The sequence below is a fragment of the Streptomyces sp. NPDC050263 genome (assembly GCF_040655955.1).
In the GTDB taxonomy this organism is placed as follows: Bacteria; Actinomycetota; Actinomycetes; order Streptomycetales; family Streptomycetaceae; genus Streptomyces.
The window spans coordinates 17,685-36,312 of sequence record NZ_JBFAKW010000018.1; the positions used below are offsets into that span (position 1 = coordinate 17,685).

14 protein-coding genes are annotated in these 18,628 nt (G+C 72.5%); 9 read left to right on the forward strand and 5 right to left on the reverse strand.

Annotated features, from left to right (window positions below):
- The first annotated feature begins 41 nt into the window (after positions 1–41).
- The 3 genes from AB0J04_RS11300 (at position 42) to AB0J04_RS11310 (ending at position 1,590) form a co-directional block, all read left to right on the forward strand.
- Positions 42–422, forward strand: coding sequence for a helix-turn-helix transcriptional regulator (locus tag AB0J04_RS11300; protein WP_015657463.1), 381 nt, complete (start codon positions 42–44; stop codon positions 420–422).
- A gap of 204 nt (positions 423–626) precedes the next feature.
- Positions 627–1,097, forward strand: coding sequence for a DNA starvation/stationary phase protection protein (locus AB0J04_RS11305; RefSeq protein ID WP_363168114.1), 471 nt, complete (start codon positions 627–629; stop codon positions 1,095–1,097).
- Positions 1,098–1,335: 238 nt separating this feature from the next.
- A complete protein-coding gene (locus AB0J04_RS11310) occupies positions 1,336–1,590 on the forward strand; it encodes a hypothetical protein (protein WP_363168115.1) in 255 nt (84 codons plus the stop codon).
- A 535-nt stretch (positions 1,591–2,125) separates the two neighbouring features.
- Here AB0J04_RS11310 and AB0J04_RS11315 read toward each other — a convergent pair.
- The 4 genes from AB0J04_RS11315 to AB0J04_RS11330 all read right to left on the reverse strand — a co-directional run bounded on the left by AB0J04_RS11315 (position 2,126) and on the right by AB0J04_RS11330 (position 9,989).
- Complete coding sequence (locus tag AB0J04_RS11315; RefSeq protein WP_363168116.1) at positions 2,126–2,890, reverse strand: SDR family NAD(P)-dependent oxidoreductase; 765 nt, start codon at positions 2,888–2,890, stop codon at positions 2,126–2,128.
- Between the two features lie 62 nt (positions 2,891–2,952).
- Positions 2,953–3,795: a DNA-formamidopyrimidine glycosylase family protein gene (locus tag AB0J04_RS11320; RefSeq protein WP_363168117.1), complete on the reverse strand. Its 843-nt coding sequence runs from the start codon at positions 3,793–3,795 to the stop codon at positions 2,953–2,955.
- Positions 3,796–3,870: 75 nt separating this feature from the next.
- Complete coding sequence (locus AB0J04_RS11325) at positions 3,871–8,838, reverse strand: ATP-dependent helicase (protein WP_363168118.1); 4,968 nt, start codon at positions 8,836–8,838, stop codon at positions 3,871–3,873.
- A 206-nt stretch (positions 8,839–9,044) separates the two neighbouring features.
- Positions 9,045–9,989, reverse strand: coding sequence for a hypothetical protein (locus AB0J04_RS11330; protein ID WP_363168119.1), 945 nt, complete (start codon positions 9,987–9,989; stop codon positions 9,045–9,047).
- Positions 9,990–10,067: 78 nt separating this feature from the next.
- Between AB0J04_RS11330 and AB0J04_RS11335 the strand changes: the two genes are divergently transcribed.
- Complete coding sequence (locus tag AB0J04_RS11335; protein ID WP_351909453.1) at positions 10,068–10,262, forward strand: DUF3046 domain-containing protein; 195 nt, start codon at positions 10,068–10,070, stop codon at positions 10,260–10,262.
- Positions 10,263–10,323: 61 nt separating this feature from the next.
- The gene (locus AB0J04_RS11340; RefSeq protein ID WP_363168120.1) at positions 10,324–11,583 is read left to right on the forward strand and encodes an AI-2E family transporter; all 1,260 of its coding nucleotides are present in this window, start codon (positions 10,324–10,326) and stop codon (positions 11,581–11,583) included.
- Positions 11,584–11,616: 33 nt separating this feature from the next.
- Here AB0J04_RS11340 and AB0J04_RS11345 read toward each other — a convergent pair whose 3' ends face one another.
- Positions 11,617–12,474, reverse strand: coding sequence for a hypothetical protein (locus AB0J04_RS11345; RefSeq protein WP_363168121.1), 858 nt, complete (start codon positions 12,472–12,474; stop codon positions 11,617–11,619).
- A 368-nt stretch (positions 12,475–12,842) separates the two neighbouring features.
- On the opposite strand from AB0J04_RS11345, the gene recA reads away from it, so the two are divergent.
- The 4 genes from recA (at position 12,843) to AB0J04_RS11365 (ending at position 18,437) form a co-directional block, all read left to right on the forward strand.
- Positions 12,843–13,973: a recombinase RecA gene (gene recA / locus AB0J04_RS11350; protein WP_363168122.1), complete on the forward strand. Its 1,131-nt coding sequence runs from the start codon at positions 12,843–12,845 to the stop codon at positions 13,971–13,973.
- A gap of 3 nt (positions 13,974–13,976) precedes the next feature.
- Positions 13,977–14,777, forward strand: coding sequence for a recombination regulator RecX (gene recX / locus AB0J04_RS11355; RefSeq protein ID WP_363168123.1), 801 nt, complete (start codon positions 13,977–13,979; stop codon positions 14,775–14,777).
- 340 nt (positions 14,778–15,117) lie between these two features.
- A complete protein-coding gene (locus AB0J04_RS11360) occupies positions 15,118–15,864 on the forward strand; it encodes a helix-turn-helix domain-containing protein (RefSeq protein WP_363168124.1) in 747 nt (248 codons plus the stop codon).
- Positions 15,861–18,437, forward strand: a complete 2,577-nt coding sequence (locus AB0J04_RS11365) for an ABC transporter permease (protein WP_363168125.1) — start codon at positions 15,861–15,863, stop codon at positions 18,435–18,437. Before AB0J04_RS11360 ends, AB0J04_RS11365 begins: the two co-directional genes overlap by 4 nt.
- Positions 18,438–18,628 lie beyond the last annotated feature (191 nt).

Sequence of the window (18,628 nt, forward strand, 5' to 3'; positions counted from 1 at the left end):
CGTGAAGGATGCGGCTACGCGGTCCGAGGAGGGAGCCACCGATGATTCTGCTCCGTCGCCTGCTGGGTGACGTGCTGCGTCGGCAGCGCCAGCGCCAGGGCCGTACTCTGCGCGAAGTCTCCTCGTCCGCCCGAGTCTCACTCGGCTATCTCTCCGAGGTGGAGCGGGGGCAGAAGGAGGCATCCTCCGAGCTGCTCTCCGCCATCTGCGACGCGCTGGACGTACGGATGTCCGAGCTCATGCGGGAAGTGAGCGACGAGCTCGCCCTCGCCGAGCTGGCCCAGTCGGCTGCGGCCACCCCCAGCGAGCCTGTGCCCACGTCGGTTCGTCCGATGCTGGGTTCCGTGTCGGTGACCGGTGTGCCACCGGAGCGGGTGACCATCAAGGCGCCCGCCGAGGCGGTGGACGTGGTCGCGGCGTAGGCCCATGCAGGCACGCGTGTCAGCATGCGTGTAGGCGTGTGAAGCCCCGGCCGGGGCTTCTCCGGGGAGACCCGGGGAAGGTGCGGCCGGGGTTTTTCGCGTCTTCGGCGTGAGGTCCGTTTGCCGGTGTCGGGCACCGAGGTCATCGTGGAGGGGCACGGGCACGGCGGGGGCTGCCGATCACCGGGGGTACGGAGGTTACGGATGTACGTCGTGAAAAGTCCCCTGTCCGACGCCGATCTGAAGACCGTCTCCGAGGCGTTGCAAGGCGCGCTCGTCGATCTGATCGACCTGTCGCTCGTCGCCAAGCAGGTCCACTGGAACGTCGTCGGGCCCCGCTTCCGGTCCGTTCACCTCCAGCTCGACGAGGTCGTGGACGTCGCTCGCGCGCACTCCGACACCGTGGCCGAGCGGGCCTCGGCGCTGGGCGTCTCACCGGACGGGCGAGCGGTGACGGTGGCCGCCGGCAGCGGGATCGGTGCGGTGTCGGCGGGGTGGATCAAGGACTCCGACGCGGTCGGGGCGCTGGTCGCCGCGCTGGGGGCGGTGATCACCCGGATGAGGGAACGGGTGGCTGCCACGGGTGAGGCGGATCCGGTGAGCCAGGACATCTTCATCGGGATCACCGCCGATCTGGAGAAGCACCATTGGATGTTCCAGGCGGAGAACGCGTGACGGCCCTTGTGGGGTGGGAGCGGTGTGGGGCGCGGGGCGCAGGGTGCCTGCGGGAGGCGGTCGGCCCGGGTGATGCGCCGGTGTGGCATCCGTGCGCCCTGCCGGGGGTGCGGGTGGGCGCTTAGCGTCGTCCTCTTCGGAGGTACGCGGTCCGGTCCGCAGACGCGCGGACTTACGGATGTCGTGGACTGATGTCGTGGGTGGACTCGGCGCGAGGATCGGGCTGGAGGTGACGGCCATGGCGGGACGAATAGTGGGGCGGGGGGCCGTTCTCGGGCTCGGCCTGGGACTGGGCGCGGTGTGGTGGTGGGCCGTGGTGAGGCTCGCCGTGCTGCCCGACGCCGGGGCGCTGGAGGGAGCGGTCGTCGCGGGAGGCTGGGGGCTGAGCCTGCTGCCGGTGCACTGCGTGGCGAAGGCGCGGGCTGTGGGGGCGGTGGGGGAGGGGCGGTGGAGGGCTGCTTGGCGGGGGGGCGGGGGGGCGGGAGGCGGGTGAGGGTGCTGGGGAGACGGTGGGATAGGTGGCTGGGTGGGAGTGGATGAGGGAACGAGGCTTGGGCGGGCTTTGGGGGTACGGCCGTGTGGGACTGGGGTCCGTGCGGGCTGGGAGCGAGGCTGAGCGGCAACGGGGGCATGGGCCGGCTGGGGTGGGGTGTGATGGACGTGCTGGGGGTTGGATTGCGGGCGGAGACGGGGTGCGGGCCGGGGAGGTGGGCCGTTGCGGGGTCGCGGCCCGGGACGGAGACCGGGTGGGTTTCCGGGCGCGGTGCACAGTGCGTCGAGGCGGGCCTGTGCGGGGTGCGCTCGGGAGGCAGGCGCCCGGGGGAGGCCGGGGGATCCCGGAGGTGAGTGCTGAGCCGGTGCGGGCTGCGGAGGTGGGACCCGGTGTCGATGACCCGGAGGGGCTACGGGGTTGGGGCTTGAGGTGGGGCGGGCTGTGGAGGCGGAGGAGTTGGGGATGGGGGAGCTGGGGGTGAGGTCTGAGGGTGTAGTTGGGTGGGGGTTGGCCAGGGCGTTCGCAAGGGCGGCGGTTACCAGGGCATGGCTACGCCGCCGTTCGGGCGGAGGATCTGGCCCGTTGTGAATGCCGATGCGTCCGAGGCCAGGTGGAGGACCGCGTGGGCGATGTCCTCCGGTTCGCCGACCCGGCCCAGCGGCGACATGCGGGACATGACCGCCTCGGTGTGGGCCTGTGCGGCGGTGTCGTGACGGTCGGTCATGGGGGTGCGGATCCAGCCCGGCGCGACGGCGTTGACGCGGATGCCGTAGCGGCCGACCTCCGTCGCCAGCGTCTTCGTCAACTGGACCACGGCCGCCTTGGCGACGCCGTAGCAGAGCAGCCCGGGGCCCCCGGTGTCCACCGCGCCCGAGGCCATGGTGACGATGCTGCCGCCGGTTTCGCGCGCCAGCATCAGACGGGCCGCCTCCTGGCAGGCGTACAGCACGCCCTTGAAGTTGACGGCGAAAACCCGGTCCAGGTCCGCGTCCTCGGTCTCCAGGACCGGGCTGCTGTGCATGATGCCGGCGACCGCGGCCATGACGTCCAGCCGCTCGCAGGATTCCACGGCCTGCCGGACCTGGACGCGGTCGGTGACGTCGAGATGGTGGGTGCGGGCGGTTCCGCCCTGGTCCTTGATCAGCGTCGCCGTCTCGTGCAGGCCCTGCGCGTCCAGGTCCGCGCCGTGCACGGTGGCGCCCGACTGGGCGAGCAGTACGGCGCAGGCGCGGCCGATTCCGCTCGCGGCGCCGGTGACGAATGCGGTGCGTCCGGTGAGGTCGTACGCCTTCACGGCCATGAAGGGACGGTACGAGGATTTCTGACGGTCCGTCAATTGTGGTGCGCATACCTTGCGGGACATCAGCGCGCGGTTCCTCGGCGGATGCGCTGGGCCGACGCAGAACCCGGGGGCGGGGCGGGGCCCGTCTGGCAGGTGGGGCACCAGTAGGTCGGGCGCTCGCGGGAGCCGTCGCCCTGGTCCGCCGCGCGGACCGGTGTTCCGCAGCGCAGACAGGGGCGGGGCGCCCGGCCGTAGACGAACAGGTCCTGGCCCCGGCGGCCCGTCGTGCTGCGGACCGGACGGTCGCGATTGGTCTCCAGCAACCTCTTCGCGAGCGCGGGCAGTTTCGCGGCGCGGGCAGCGGGGAACGCGCCCACCGGAAGCCAGGAGGTGACGCCGAGGACGAAGCAGAGCTCGCTCTTGTAGATGTTGCCGATGCCGGCGAGGTTGCGCTGATCGAGGAGGGCCTCGCCGAGAGGGCGGGCCGGGTCCGTGAGGAGGTTGGCGAGGGCTTGCTCGGGGTTCCAGTCGGGGCCCAGCAGGTCGGGGCCCAGGTGGCCGACGACGCGTTCCTCGTCGGTGGTGCGCAGGAGGTCGAGGACGGGGAGGCGGTAACCGACGGCGGTGCGGTCGTGGGTCCCGAGGATCACCCGGATCTGGTGTGCCGGTCCCCCGGTCCACCGCTGGTCGGGTCCGTACACCTTCCAGCAGCCGTCCATCCGCAGGTGCGAGTGGAGGGTCAGGCCGCCCTCGATGCGGGTGAGGAGGTGTTTTCCGCGCGGGGTGACCTCCAGGACGGTGCGGCCGGTGAGGTCGGCGGTCGCGTACTTGGGGACCCGGAGATCCGAGCGGATCAGCGTCTTGCCCGCGAGGGCGTCGTGCAGTCGCCTCGCGGCCTGCCAGACCGTGTCACCTTCGGGCATGCGTCAAGGGTGGCACGCGAGTCGCTCCAGGGCAGGATGCGGTTGCGCGGGACGTGGTTGCGCGGGACGTGGTTGTCATGCGCGCAGCCGCAGGCCCCGTGGGGTCGCGATGAAGCCCGCTCCTTCCAGGAGGGCGCCGATGGGGGAGGTGAGGGCCGAGACGCCGTTGACGCGCTCCACGGTGACCGTGCCGAGTGAGCCCGCGCGTGCGGCCTCCGCGAGGGCCTCCGCGGCGGTGTCCAGGCGAGGGTCGCCGGCGGGCGTGCCCTCGCCGTCCGGGACGGAGGGCCAGGCCAGCAGGGTCTTGCCGCCGCGCTCCATGTAGAGCGTCAGTTCGCCGTCGACGAGGACCACCAGGGAGCCGGCTTTGCGGCCCGGCTTGTGCCCGGCGCCGCTCGGCGGTTCGGGCCAGCCCAGGGCGGCGCCGTACGCGTTCGCCGGGTCGGCGGCGGCGAGGACGACGGCGCGGGCGGCGAGGGAGCTGCCGGCTCCGTGGTTGCGGTCATGCGCGCGACCGGGGTGAGCGCGGCCGGGGTGGCCCGAGCCGTTCGCGAAGCCGCTGCCTCCTCGGGGGCCGGCTGCGCCTGGGGAGGCGAAGTCGCGGGGCGAGACGTGGTCACCGGGCGAGGCGGGGGCTCCCGGGGCGTCGAAGCGGGCGTCGAAGGGGGTGTCGAGATCGGGGAGGACATCCCACATGTCGGCGGCCGGGGAGTCGCCGGGCAGGCCGTTGGGGAGGTTCCCGGGGAACGCGAAGTCGTCCCGCGTGCCCGCTGCCGGGTTCGGGACGGGCAGGGGCTCGCCGCGGTCTCGGGCGTTTGCGACCGCGCGCAGTCGGTCCACCGCGCCGTCCATGGCGAACTGTGCGGCGCCGAGGCCCTCGACGACGTATCCGCGACGGGCCTGACCGCTCTCCTCGAAGACGGACAGGACGCGGTACGCCGCCGAGAAGCCGCCCTCGACGCCCTCGGCGGCTACCGCGCCCCGGGTGACCACGCCGTGCCGGTCGAGGAGCGTGCGGGCGAGTGCATGGGCGCGGACCGTCAGGTCGGGCTCGTGGGCCGGCAGGAGGGACCAGCGGCCGGCGACGGTCGGCGGACCGCTGCGGGAGGCGGGGCGGGCCACGGCCGTCAACGAGCCGTAGCGGCCGCGCGGGACCGTCCGCCTGGCGCGGTGGGCCGTGGAGCCGGCCGTGCGGCCCGAGCCCAGCAGGGAGCGCATCGGGGCGAGCGTGTCGTTGGTGAGCCGACCGGACCAGGCCAGATCCCAGACGGCGTCGGCGAGTTGGGGGTCGCTGGCGTCGGGGTGGGTGGTGGCGCGGACATGGTCGGCGATCTGGCGGAAGAACAGGCCGTAGCCGCCGGAGAGTGCGTCCAGGACGGAGCTGCGCAGTGCCGTCGGCTCCAGGGGGTGGGGCGGAGGGAGCAGCAGGGGCGCCGTGTCCGCCACGTACAGGGAGACCCAGCCGTCCTTCCCGGGGAGGGCGCCGGCCCCGGCCCAGAGCACCTCGCCGGCCGCGGTGAGTTCGTCGAGCATCGCCGGGGAGTAGTCCCGTACGCGCGACGGCAGGACGAGCTTCTCCAGGGCCGAGGCGGGCACCGACGCGCCCTGCAACTGCTCGACGGCGCGCACCAGTCCGTCGACGCCGCGCAGGGAGTGGCCCTTGCCGATGTGCTGCCACTGGGGAAGGAACTGGGCGAGCGCGGGCGGCGGGACCGGCTCCACTTCGTGTCGCAGCGCGGCCAGGGAGCGGCGGCGCAGCCTGCGCAGGACCGTCGCGTCGCACCACTCCTGGCCGATGCCGGCCGGATGGAACTCGCCCTGGACGACGCGCCCGCTCGCCGCGAGCCGCTGGAGGGCGCCGTCGGTCACGGCGACGCCGAGGCCGAAGCGGGCGGCCGCGTGGGTGGAGGTGAAGGGGCCGTGGGCACGGGCGTAGCGCGCGAGGAGGTCGCCGAGGGGGTCCTTGACCGGTTCCGTGAAGGCCTCCGGCACGCCTACCGGCAGGGCTGTGCCGAGCGCGTCGCGCAGGCGGCCGGCGTCCTCGATGGCGGCCCAGTGGTCGGTGCCGGCGATCCGGACCCGGATGGCGCGGCGGGCGGCGGCCAGCTCCTGCGCCCAGTGCGGCTGCGCGCCGCGCTCGGCCAACTCGGCCTCGGTGAGCGGGCCGAGGAGGCGCAGAAGGTCCGCGACGCTTTCGGTGTCCTTCGCCCGGCGGTCCTCGGTGAGCCACTGGAGTTCTCGTTCCAGTTCGGTGAGGACCTCGGCGTCGAGCAGTTCGCGCAGTTCCGCCTGGCCGAGCAGTTCGGCCAGCAGACGGGAGTCCAGGGAGAGGGCGGCGGCGCGGCGCTCGGCGAGCGGGGAGTCCCCCTCGTAGAGGAACTGGGCGACATAGCCGAAGAGAAGGGACCGGGCGAAGGGGGACGGCTCCGGGGTGGTGACCTCGACCAGCCGTACTCTGCGGGACTCCAGGTCGCCCATCAGCTCCACGAGACCGGGGACGTCGAAGACGTCCTGGAGGCACTCGCGGACCGCCTCCAGGACGATCGGGAACGAGCCGAACTCGCTCGCTACCTGGAGCAGTTGGGCGGCGCGCTGGCGCTGCTGCCACAGCGGGGTGCGCTTGCCCGGGCTGCGGCGCGGCAGCAGCAGCGCGCGGGCGGCGCACTCGCGGAAGCGTGCCGCGAACAGGGCCGAGCCGCCGACCTGGTCGGTGACGATCTGGTCGACCTCGCCCTTGTCGAAGACGACGTCCGCCGCGCCGACCGGCGCCTGTTCGGCGTCGTATTCCGTGCCGGCCTTCATCGGCTCCTGGTCTAGGAGGTCCAGGCCCATGAGGTCGGCGTCGGGCAGCCGCAGGACGATGCCGTCGTCCGCGTGCATGACCTGGGCGTCCATGCCGTACCGCTCGGAGAGCTTGGCACCGAGGGCGAGGGCCCAGGGGGCGTGGACCTGGGCGCCGAAAGGGGAGTGGACGACGACCCGCCAGTCGCCCAGTTCGTCCCGGAAGCGCTCCACGACGATCGTGCGGTCGTCCGGGACATGACCGCAGGCCTGCCGCTGTTCGTCCAGGTAGGAGAGCACGTTGTCGGCCGCCCACGCGTCCAGGCCCGCGGTGAGCAGGCGGAGCCGGGCGTCCTCCTTGGGCAGGGAGCCGACCTCGCGCAGGAACGCGCCCACCGCGCGGCCGAGCTCGAGCGGGCGGCCCAGCTGGTCGCCCTTCCAGAACGGCAGCCGTCCCGGGACGCCGGGGGCCGGAGAGACCAGGACACGGTCACGGGTGATGTCCTCGATGCGCCAGGAGCTGGTGCCGAGCGTGAAGACGTCGCCCACGCGGGACTCGTAGACCATCTCCTCGTCGAGCTCGCCGACCCGGCCGCCGCCCTTCTTGGGGTCGGCGCCCGCCAGGAAGACGCCGAAGAGGCCCCGGTCGGGGATCGTGCCACCGGAGGTGACGGCGAGGCGCTGGGCGCCCGGGCGGCCGGTGATCGTGCCCGCGACGCGGTCCCACACCACGCGCGGGCGCAGCTCGGCGAACGCGTCGGACGGGTACCGGCCCGCCAGCATGTCCAGGACGGCCGTGAACGCGGACTCCGGCAGCGAGGCGAAGGGGGCGGCGCGGCGGACCACGGCCAGCAGGTCGTCCACCTGCCAGGTGTCGAGGGCCGTCATGGCGACGAGCTGTTGTGCCAGGACGTCCAGCGGGTTGGCGGGGACCTTCAGGGACTCGATCGAGCCCGTGCGCATCCGCTCCGTGACCACGGCCGCCTGTACGAGGTCACCGCGGTACTTCGGGAAGACGACGCCGGTGGACACCGCGCCCACCTGGTGTCCCGCGCGGCCGACGCGCTGGAGACCGGAGGCCACGGACGGCGGGGACTCCACCTGGACGACGAGATCCACCGCGCCCATGTCGATGCCGAGCTCGAGGCTGGAGGTCGCCACGACGGCGGGCAGCCGGCCCGCCTTGAGGTCCTCCTCCACGAGCGCGCGCTGCTCCTTGGAGACCGAGCCGTGGTGGGCGCGCGCGATGACGGCCGGGGCGCCCTGGGCCGCGCCCGAGCCGCCCATGAGCTGCGCGGGGGAGTGATGCTCGTCCAGGGGCTCGCCGGTGGCCCGCTCGTAGGCGATCTCGTTGAGCCGGTTGCACAGGCGCTCGGCGAGCCGACGGGAATTGGCGAAGACGATCGTGGAGCGATGGGCCTGGACGAGGTCGGCGATCCGCTCCTCTACATGCGGCCAGATCGACGGGCGCTCAGCCCCTTCGGAGCCGTCGGCGACCGGGGAGCCGCCCAGCTCGCCCAGGTCCTCCACGGGGACGACGACCGAGAGGTCGAACTCCTTGCCGGACTTCGGCTGGACGATCTCCGCCTTGCGCTGCGGGGAGAGGTAGCGCGCCACCTCGTCGACCGGCCGGACCGTCGCCGAGAGGCCGATGCGGCGGGCCGGCCTCGGCAGCAGTTCGTCGAGCCGCTCCAGGGAGAGCGCCAGGTGAGCGCCGCGCTTGGTGCCCGCCACCGCGTGCACCTCGTCCAGAATCACCGTCTCGATGCCGGTCAGCGCGTCGCGCGTGGCCGACGTCAGCATGAGGAACAGGGACTCGGGGGTCGTGATCAGGATGTCCGGCGGGCGCGTGGACAGCGCGCGGCGCTCGGCGGGCGGGGTGTCGCCGGAGCGGATACCGACCTTGACCTCCGGCTCGGGCAGGCCGAGACGCACGGACTCCTGACGGATACCCGTCAGGGGGCTGCGCAGGTTGCGCTCCACGTCGACCGCGAGCGCCTTGAGCGGGGACACGTAGAGGACTCGGCAGCGCTTCTTCGGGTCGGCGGGCGCGGGTGTCGAGGCCAGCTGGTCCAGGGCGGCGAGGAAGGCGGCCAGCGTCTTGCCGGAGCCGGTCGGGGCCACCACCAGCACGTCCGAACCCTCGCCGATGGCCTGCCACGCGCCGGCCTGGGCCGCGGTGGGCGCGGAGAACGCCCCCGTGAACCAGCCGCGGGTCGCGGGGGAGAAGCCGTCGAGGGCTCGGTGCGCGGAGCTGACCATGAGTCCATCCTGCACCCGCCCACTGACAATGGCCCTGAGCTGCGACTTTGCGGGGTGGGGCGGGGGCGGGGCGGGACCGGGCGGGGCGGGGGCCACGTCGGGGCTGCGGTGCGCTTCCGTTCGTGCGGGTCGCCGAGCCGCGGACCGCGAGGCAACGCCGTGGCCGTGGGCCTCGCGGGTCTCGGGTGCCGCGGCTCGGCCCGGGGTCAGCCGATGGTGCGGCCGTAGGCCCGCAAAGTGCGTAGCGCCTCGATCGTCACCACGGGGCGTGCCTCGATGGCGGTGCCGGGCGCCCAGCGGCGCCAGCGGATGGGCCAGCCGCCGTCCTTCTGCTGCTCGTCGGCGAGGTGATCCAGGGAGGTGGTCATCTCGTCGTCGGTGAACCACGCGCGCGCGAGGGAGTGCGGTGTCCGCGCGAAGTCGTACGGGAAGTGGTGCTCGCCGGGTGCGTAACCGGGGGCGACCGGGTACGCGTCCAGGTGGTCCGGGTCCAGCGCGGCGAGCCGCTGGGTGCGCACCAGCCGGCCCAGGCGGTCGGCGGCCGCCTCCGCGCGCGGGCGGTCGGGGGCGGAGTCCAGGAAGGCCACGGCGGCCTCGATCTCGTACGGATGGGACCGCTCCAGGGAGTCCACCGCCTGCCAGCAGAAGTCCGTCGCCCTGAACAACCAGGCGTGCCACACCTCGTTGCGGTGCAACAGGCCCACCACCGGCCCGGTGGACAGGAGTTCGCTGGGTGGGTCGTCCACGATCGGGATGAACGGGGCCGCCGGATAACCGCGCTGGCTGGGATGGATCGCCGGCAACGCGCCGTCACCGGTGGAGACGGACGTGAGGTAGCGGCACACCCGCTCCACGCGGCGGCCGCCGAGCCGCCCGATGGAGTCCAGGACGCGCAGGGCGTGCGCGGTGTGCAGGGGCTGGCTGACGGGACCGCGCAGATCGGGCTCCAGCGCGTGGCCGTATCCGCCGTCCTCGTTGAGGTAGGCGTCGAGGGCGGTCTCGACGGGATCGGCGGCGCCGTGCAGGAAGTCGTGTGCGAAGAGGCGCTGTTCCAGCACGCGCGCGGTGAGCCAGACGAATTGCTCGGCGCGCAAGAGCGGGGAGTGCGCCGAGGGCGTCGGGGGGAGTGGGGATGCTCCGGTTTCGGCCATGCGTCGACCGTAGGGCGGAAAGCGGTCTCGGCAGGCGCTCCCGGCGGGGCGCACCCCCGGGCGCGGGATACTGGTGTCATGCGGTTGACGGTCTTCTGGCAGCGGATGGACGAGCACTTCGGTACGGGGTACGCGGAAACCTTCGCGCGCGATCACGTGATGACGGAGCTCGGCGGGCGCACGGTGCACGGGGCGCTGGCGGACGGCTGGGAGGCCAAGGACGTGTGGCGCGTGGTGTGCCTGGTGATGAACGTTCCCCAGGAGATGCGCTGATCCGAGAGCGAAGATCGCAGGCGGCTCCCCGATTGTCGGTGGCGTAGGCGAGACTTGCTCCGTGGCACCCACTGACGAGACCGGGCACGACGCCCGGAACGCATCCTCGCTCGGCACGACACCGCCCACCGGGCCGCCCCCGGCCGACGGCGGCGCCGTGCACGGCGTGGGCATGCCGCGCTGGCTTCCGCGCGCCATGGTGCTCGCGCTGGCCCTCCTCGGTGTGTTCCAACTGGGCATCTGGGCCTTTCACCAGCTCATCGGCCTGTTGCTCAACATCCTCATCGCGTTCTTCCTGGCGCTCGCGATAGAACCCGCGGTCAGTCGGATGGCCGCCCGCGGGATGCGCAGGGGGTTCGCCACATTCCTCGTCTTCTTCGGCGGCCTGATCGTGGTGGCCGGCTTCTTCACGCTGCTCGGCTCGATGCTCGCCGGACAGATCATCAAGATGATCGAGGGCTTCCCGGAGTACCTCGACTCCGTGATCAACTGGGTCAACAGCACGTTCCACACCGAACTCAGGCGGGTGGACGTCCAGGAGGGCCTGCTCCACTCCGAGTGGCTGAAGAAGTACGCCCAGAACAGTGCAGCCGGCGTTCTGGACGTCTCCACGCAGGTCCTCGGCGGTCTCTTCCAACTGCTCACGATCGCCCTGTTCTCGTTCTACTTCGCCGCCGACGGGCCGCGCCTGCGCCGCGGACTGTGCTCCGTCCTGCCGCCCGCCAAGCAGGCCGAGGTGCTGCGCGCGTGGGAGATCGCCGTCGACAAGACAGGCGGCTACCTCTACTCCCGCGGGCTGATGGCGTTGATCTCCGGCGTCGCGCACTACATATTGCTCCAGGTCCTCGGCATCCCGTACGCGCCCGTGCTCGCCGTCTGGGTGGGCGTGGTCTCGCAGTTCATCCCCACCATCGGCACCTATCTCGCGGGCGCCCTGCCCATGTTGATCGCCTTCACGGTCTCGCCCCTGTACGCACTGTGGGTGCTGATCTTCGTCGTGGTCTACCAGCAGTTCGAGAACTACATGCTGCAACCCAAGCTGACCTCGAAGACCGTCGACATCCACCCCGCCGTCGCCTTCGGCTCCGTCATCGCCGGCACCGCCCTCCTGGGCGCCGTCGGCGCGCTGATCTCCATCCCGGCGGTAGCCACGCTCCAGGCGTTCCTGGGCGCCTACGTGAAGCGCTACGACGTCACGGACGATCCCCGTGTCCACGGGCACCGACGCCGTGGCGAGGGCCCGGGACCGCTTGCCCGCGCGCGGCGCATGTGGGCGCGGGTGCGGCCCCCGGTCGACGGGTCGCGGGAAGAGTCAGGCTGAGGTCCGGCGCGGGAGTCGCGGAGTCGGCGGGAGTCAGTACGTGAGGACGGCCCACAGCCCGGCCGCGGCCACCGCCGCCGCGTAGCAGCCCACCGCCGCGGCCACGATCCGCCACCGCACCGGCTCGCTCCAGGACGTGCGGGACAGCAGCCAGGACAGCGCGGGCAGTACCAGGACGGCATGCAGGCTGACCCCGTGCAGGGGCTTGAGCGGCGCCGTCGAGTCGTACGCCGCCTCCTGGTGCCCGGCGTGGGTGAGCACGACGCCGCGCGCGATCATCGCGGCCCCCGAGGCGAGCGCGACCAGCAGGATCGCGAAACCGGACCGCACCGCGAGGGCCATCCCGGCCGGGCCCGTGGGCCGATGCCGGAAGGACGCCACGGCGAACACGGTGAGCAGCGCCACGAGGACGCCGCCGCCGACCGCGAGCGTCATGGACATCGCCGTGTCGAAGGGGGTCTCCATGTCCAGGTGCGAGGGCACTGCGCGCCACGCCTGGAGGGTGATGCCCCCGACCTCCACGACGCAGTCGGCGGCGAACACGCCGAGCAGCGCCGTGCGCAGCCGCGGGTCCATCCGCAGATACGACGTGACCCGGACGACCGCCAGGAGCGTCACTCCGAAGGAGAGCCCGAAGGTCACCGGCTTGCGCCAGGAGACGGGGCCGTTCCAGGGGCCGCCGTCGACGGCGAAGACCGCGAGGTGGACGAGCCCGGAGAGGACCAGGAGCAGCGCTGTCGCCTCGCAGAGGCGGTCCAGGCGGTCCAGGCGGTCCAGGCGGTCCAGGCGGTTCCGCGGGTGCAGGAGCGGGAGGGGGAGCGGGAGTGGGGGCGGGCTCAGATGCCCGGTTCCGGCTTCGCCGCGGGTCTGCGCGGTCTTCTGCTCGTCCATGTGCCGAGCGTCCCGGCTGCCTGGTGCGCCGTCGTCGTCCTGCCGAAGACACCCGCCGTACGCCCGGTGAAGCAGCCGGGAGTCCTGGGGCCGGGGACGGGGCCGGGGTGGGATCCGTGGCCGGAGCCGGGGCGTTGTCGGTGAGTGAACGTAGCCTCGGAAGTGCGCCGTGGTGCGCTTGACACAAAAATCGAACATCCATTCTGATGGAGGCTCCGGTGAGGCTCTCGGTGGGTATTCCATCCCGTTTTGGACGGATAGGCACCTGAGTTATCCACAGGCCGGACCGGCGTCGGGGCGCATTGTCAGTGGCAGGCGTTAGCGTCTTTGACGTGAAGCGATCGACTCAAGCAAACCGGGTGGAACCCATGGCAGGAACCGACCGCGAGAAGGCACTGGATGCCGCACTCGCACAGATTGAACGGCAGTTCGGCAAGGGCGCAGTGATGCGCCTCGGCGAGCGGCCGAACGAGCCCATCGAAGTCATCCCCACCGGGTCGACCGCACTGGACGTCGCCCTCGGCGTCGGCGGTCTGCCGCGCGGCCGCGTGGTGGAGGTGTACGGCCCGGAGTCCTCCGGTAAGACGACGCTGACGCTGCACGCGGTGGCGAACGCGCAGAAGGCCGGCGGCCAGGTCGCGTTCGTGGACGCGGAGCACGCCCTCGACCCCGAGTACGCCAAGAAGCTCGGCGTCGACATCGACAACCTGATCCTGTCCCAGCCGGACAACGGCGAGCAGGCCCTGGAGATCGTGGACATGCTGGTCCGCTCCGGCGCCCTCGACCTGATCGTCATCGACTCCGTCGCCGCGCTCGTCCCGCGCGCGGAGATCGAGGGCGAGATGGGCGACAGCCACGTCGGCCTCCAGGCCCGTCTGATGAGCCAGGCGCTGCGGAAGATCACCAGCGCGCTCAACCAGTCCAAGACCACCGCGATCTTCATCAACCAGCTCCGCGAGAAGATCGGCGTGATGTTCGGCTCTCCGGAGACCACGACCGGTGGCCGGGCCCTGAAGTTCTACGCGTCGGTGCGGCTCGACATCCGCCGCATCGAGACGCTGAAGGACGGCACCGACGCGGTCGGCAACCGCACCCGCGTCAAGGTCGTCAAGAACAAGGTCGCCCCGCCCTTCAAGCAGGCCGAGTTCGACATCCTCTACGGGCAGGGCATCAGCCGCGAGGGCGGCCTGATCGACATGGGCGTGGAGAACGGCTTCGTCCGCAAGGCCGGCGCCTGGTACACGTACGAGGGCGACCAACTCGGGCAGGGCAAGGAGAACGCCCGTAACTTCCTGAAGGACAACCCCGACCTCGCCAACGAGATCGAGAAGAAGATCAAGGAGAAGCTGGGCGTCGGCGTCCGTCCGGAGGAGCCCGCCGCCGCGCCGGGCACAGACGCGGCGGTGACTGCGGGCGCGCCGGCGGACGACGCCGCCAAGGCGGTTCCCGCTCCCGCCGCCAAGGCAGCCAAGACCAAGGCCCCGGCTGCCAAGAGCTGATCCGTGACGCGACGAACGGACTGGGCCGAGTACGTCCACCCCTCCCCTCCCCGGGAGGCGGGGAGCGGGGTCGACGTCGGCTTCGCCCAGAGCGGCGACGATCGGGACGATCGGTCGGAGGGCGGTCGGCGCCGGAGCGAGGGGGCGGACGGCGACGACAGGCCCCGTGGCGGCCGGGCACGGCGCGGCGGCGAGGGCGGCCCACAGGGCGGACGTGGGCGCCGCCGACGCGGCTTCGGAGAACCGCCCGCCGAGGACGGAGGCGCCTCTTCCTCGTCGAGGGCCGAGCAGGGGGAGCCTTCAGGGGACCCGGCTGAGCGGGCACGGGCGATCTGCCTGCGCCTGCTCACCGGGACCCCGCGCACGCGGAAGCAACTCGCCGACGCCCTGCGCAAGCGGGAGATCCCGGACGACGTGGCGGAGGAGGTGCTCTCGCGGTTCGAGGAGGTCGGGCTGATCAACGACAGCGCCTTCGCGGACGCCTGGGTGGAGTCCCGGCACCACGGCAGAGGGCTGGCCCGGCGGGCGCTCGCCCAGGAGCTGCGGACCAAAGGGGTCGACTCGACCCTGATCGAGGAGGCCGTCGCCCAGCTCGACTCCGAACAGGAAGAGGAGACGGCGCGCGAACTCGTCGCCCGCAAGCTGCGCTCGACGCGCGGCCTCGACCGCGACAAACGACTGCGCCGCTTCGCCGGCATGCTCGCGCGCAAGGGCTACCCCGAGGGCATGGCCCTGCGGGTGGTCCGGCAGGCGCTGGAGGAGGAGGGCGAGGACACGGAGTTCCTGGAGGACGACGGGTTCTGAGCCTGGCGAGGGCGGTGTGCGGGCTTCCGCCTTCAGGGCTTCGCTTTCAGGGCTTCGCTTTCAGGGCTTCGCTTTCAGGGCTTCCGCCTTCGCCGGATGGCTCGGTTCCGGACACGGTAGACGCGCGGGGGCGCCGATCGCGTCCAGAACAGAGCACGCCCGGATCGACCGCCGGCCCGGCACCGAGTACCGCACACCCTCCCTTCCGCCGGGCATGAGCCACGTCTCCAGCCCGCCCGCGAGGTGCCGGCTTCCCAGCCTCGGGGTGGGGATAACCCCCCACTGAGGACGCCGGACCACCTCAGTGCACAAGGGTCCGTGCACAGGCGACTGTGTACGCATGTCCAAGGAACCCGGTGCCAAAGAGCCCTCCGAGGCGCACACCTCCACGGCCTCCGTCGAACTCGGCGATCTCGCCGCGCTCAAGGCGCTCGCGCAGCCACGCCGTCAGCGCATGCTCGAACACCTCACCCTGCACGGCCCCGCCACCTCGGCGACCCTCGCCCGGGCTCTCGGCCTGAACACCGGATCCACCAGCTACCACCTGCGCGAGCTGGCCAGGTACGGCTTCGTCGAGGAGACGGACGGGGCGGACGGAACGGATAGGGCGGCCGGGGCGGTAGCCGGGGAGAGGCCCGCGCACAAGGGTGCGGAGACAGCCGAGGCGCGGCGTGCTGAGCCCTCCGCGCACCGCGAGCGCTGGTGGCGGGCGGTCCCCGGCGACCTGCGGTTCCCGCCGCGCAGCCGTCAGAGTCCCGAGATGCGGCACGTCATGGACGAGCTGAACCACCATGCCTACGCGGCCGACCTGGACCTCTTCGAACGGCTCCAGCGGGACGCGGACGACGCCGACCCGTGGGCGGACGCCTTCCCCTACTCGCGCGGCAGCATCCGGCTCACGCTGCCCGAACTCCGGGAGTTCTTCGAGGAGTACATCGCCCTCCTCAACCGCTACAAGCGACCCGACTCCGAGACCCCGCCGGATGCGCGCACCCTGCTCACCCGCTTCCTCGCCTTCCCCGCTCCCGCACGCGAGACCCGCGACACCCTCGACGCCCGCAACACACGAGAGGCCGACCCCTCATGATGCTGCGCTACGCCCTGAAGACCGTCCGCGCCCGGAAGGCGGGCTTCTCAGGCGCCTTCGTCGCGCTGATGTGCGCAGCCGCCCTGATCACCGCATGCGGCACCCTCCTGGAGACGGGGCTGCGGGGCGTCATCAGTACCGAGCGCTACGCCGCGGCCCCGGTCGTGGTCTCCGCCGACCAGAACGTCCACCGGACCACCGTCAAGCACAAGAAGGGCAAGACCAAGGTCAAGCACAAGGCCAAACCCATCGCCGAACGCGCCTGGCTCCCCGCAGACCTCGAGCGCAGGCTGGTCACCACACCCGGTGTCGCCCGCGTGATCCCCGAACTCACCTTCCTCGCAGAGCCGTTGACCCCCGACGGCGCCCCGGCGGCGGCCGACGACAGACCCGCCTACGGGCACGCCTGGGAGTCCGCCGCGCTGACGCCGTACCGCCTCACTGCCGGCACCGCTCCCGCAGCCGCCACCGACGTGGTCGTCGACAGCGACCTCGCCACCCGCGCCCACCTCGCACCCGGCGACCGGCTCACGGTTCAGTCGACCCAGGCACCGCGCACCTACCGCGTCTCCGGTATCGCTTCCCCCGCCCCCGTCCCCGCACCCTCCTCCTCCACCCCCACCTCGTCCTCCGTGCGCCACCAGAGCGCCCTCTTCTTCTCCGCCGTCGAGGCCCGCCGTCTCGCCGCACACCCCGGGCAGGTCACCGCGTTCGGAGTGGTCCCCGAGGCGGGCATCGAGCCGGGCCGGCTCCGGGATGCCGTGGCCACGGCGCTGCGCGGCACCGGTGCTCAGGTCAGCGCCGGTGACGCCCGTGGTCCGGTCGAGTTCCTGGACGCCGCCGCGGCCCGCACCAAGCTGGTCAGCATCGGCGGAGCGATGGGCGGCACCTCGCTGCTCGTGGCGGTTCTCGTGGTCGTCGGGACGTTCGCGCTCTCCGTCCAGCAGCGACAGCGCGAACTCGCCCTGCTGCGTGCCATCGCCGCCACCTCGGGGCAGATCCGCAGGCTCCTCGGGCGCGAGGCGCTGATCGTCGGCTCGGCCGCGGGCACGGCCGGAGCACTCCTCGGACTGCCCCTGGGCGGCTGGCTGCACGGCAGGTTCGTCGCCCTGGGCGCCGTGCCCGCCACGCTCCAGCACACCGTGAGCGGGTTCCCTCCCCTCGCCGCCGTCGCCGCGACCCTGTTCGGTGCCTGGGGCTCGGCACGGATCGCCTCCCGCCGGGTGTCCCGGATCCGCCCGGCCGAAGCGCTCGCCGAGGCCCGTACCGAGCGCACCCGCCCTGCCTGGGGTCGCATCCTGGCAGGTCTGCTGCTGTTCGCCGCCGGTGCTGTCCTCGTCGCTGTGCTGAGCGTCCTGCGTACCGAGCCCGCGTCGACGCCCGTGACGTTCCTCGCCGTCGTCGTGCTGTCCACCTCCGTCGCTCTGCTCGGGCCGCTCCTGGTCAAGACGGCCGTCCTTCTCCTGGCCCGCCCACTGCGCCTGACCGGTCCCTCCGGCAGGCTCGCCACCGCCAACCTTCGCGGCAACGCCGTCCGTATGGCCTCGGTCGTCACCCCTCTCACCCTGCTCATCGGTATGACCTGCACGGTCCTCTTCGTGCAGCCCACTCTCGGCGACGCGGCCCGCGCCCAGGCCCGCGACGGCGTCCGCGCCGACTGGGTCGTCGCCTCCCAGGGGCCCGGCGTCCCGAGCGCCGCGGCACGACGACTCCGTACGCGACACGACGTCGTCACCGAAGTGGTCCGTACGACCGTCCGGGTCGGGCTCGACAAGTACGCGGCCCAGGGCGTCACTCCGGGCGGCCTCACCCGTACCTGGGATCCGGACGTCACCGCCGGTTCCCTCGACAGGCTCACCGAGCGCACCGTCGCCGTCAGCGAACTGGCCGCGGACCAGCTGCACTTGACGCCGGGAAGCACCCTGAAGCTCACGCTCGGCGACGGCACGCCCGCCACACTTACCGTCGCCGCCGTCTACGCCAGGGGCCTCGGCTTCGGAGACCTCACCTTCGCGCACGACCTGGTCGCACGCCATGTCGACAACCCTCTCTCCTCCTCCCTCCTCGTCAGCACGGCCCGTACACAGACACAACTCTCGACTACGCTCCGTGAGTTCCCGGGACTCGCGGTGATTTCTCCGGCCGCCGCCGACTCGGTTCAGGCCGCGCGGCAGCAGGCGAACGCCGAGGTCAACCTCCTGGCCATGGGACTCGTCCTGGCGTTCACCGCCATCGCCGTGGTCAACACGCTCGCCATGTCGGTCTCCGAACGCGTCCGGGAGTTCGCGCTGCTGCGCCTCGCGGGGGCGACCCGCCGGCAGGTGCTGCGGATGCTGCGCACCGAAGCCCTGTCGGTACTCCTGCTGGCTGCTGCCCTCGGCAGTGCCGTCGCCCTGGCCGTCCTGACCGCGTTCAGCGTCGGCATGACCGGGCGGGCGGCGCCGGCGGTCGTGCCGCTCGCGTACGCCACGGTGGTCGCCGGGGCGGGACTGCTCGCCCTCGTCGCCACGGCCGTGCCGGGACGCGTGGCGCTCAGGGTCCGCGCGGTGACGGTCGCTACGGCCAGGGACTGACCGACGGCCAGGCACTGAGGCCTTCCCCCGGCCTGTCCGGGGCGTGGCCGGTGAGACCTCTGGGGAGCGCAGGGTTACCTTGCGCTCCCGGAGGGGTGAGCTCGTCCGGCCCGCGGGTACCGTCTGCTGCCGCCTGCGCCCTTCGTCGCGCCTACGAGGTCACGAGGACTGTCACCAGTCCTCCCGAAAGG

What these genes read in the sequence shown, in the direction of transcription:
- AB0J04_RS11300 (WP_015657463.1), top strand. Translation starts at nt 42, where the DNA reads ATGATTCTGCTCCGTCGCCTGCTGGGTGACGTGCTGCGTCGGCAGCGC.
- AB0J04_RS11305 (WP_363168114.1), top strand. Translation starts at nt 627, where the DNA reads ATGTACGTCGTGAAAAGTCCCCTGTCCGACGCCGATCTGAAGACCGTC.
- AB0J04_RS11310 (WP_363168115.1), top strand. Translation starts at nt 1,336, where the DNA reads ATGGCGGGACGAATAGTGGGGCGGGGGGCCGTTCTCGGGCTCGGCCTG.
- AB0J04_RS11315 (WP_363168116.1), bottom strand. Translation starts at nt 2,890, where the DNA reads ATGGCCGTGAAGGCGTACGACCTCACCGGACGCACCGCATTCGTCACC.
- AB0J04_RS11320 (WP_363168117.1), bottom strand. Translation starts at nt 3,795, where the DNA reads ATGCCCGAAGGTGACACGGTCTGGCAGGCCGCGAGGCGACTGCACGAC.
- AB0J04_RS11325 (WP_363168118.1), bottom strand. Translation starts at nt 8,838, where the DNA reads ATGGTCAGCTCCGCGCACCGAGCCCTCGACGGCTTCTCCCCCGCGACC.
- AB0J04_RS11330 (WP_363168119.1), bottom strand. Translation starts at nt 9,989, where the DNA reads ATGGCCGAAACCGGAGCATCCCCACTCCCCCCGACGCCCTCGGCGCAC.
- AB0J04_RS11335 (WP_351909453.1), top strand. Translation starts at nt 10,068, where the DNA reads ATGCGGTTGACGGTCTTCTGGCAGCGGATGGACGAGCACTTCGGTACG.
- AB0J04_RS11345 (WP_363168121.1), bottom strand. Translation starts at nt 12,474, where the DNA reads ATGGACGAGCAGAAGACCGCGCAGACCCGCGGCGAAGCCGGAACCGGG.
- recA (WP_363168122.1), top strand. Translation starts at nt 12,843, where the DNA reads ATGGCAGGAACCGACCGCGAGAAGGCACTGGATGCCGCACTCGCACAG.
- AB0J04_RS11360 (WP_363168124.1), top strand. Translation starts at nt 15,118, where the DNA reads ATGTCCAAGGAACCCGGTGCCAAAGAGCCCTCCGAGGCGCACACCTCC.
- AB0J04_RS11365 (WP_363168125.1), top strand. Translation starts at nt 15,861, where the DNA reads ATGATGCTGCGCTACGCCCTGAAGACCGTCCGCGCCCGGAAGGCGGGC.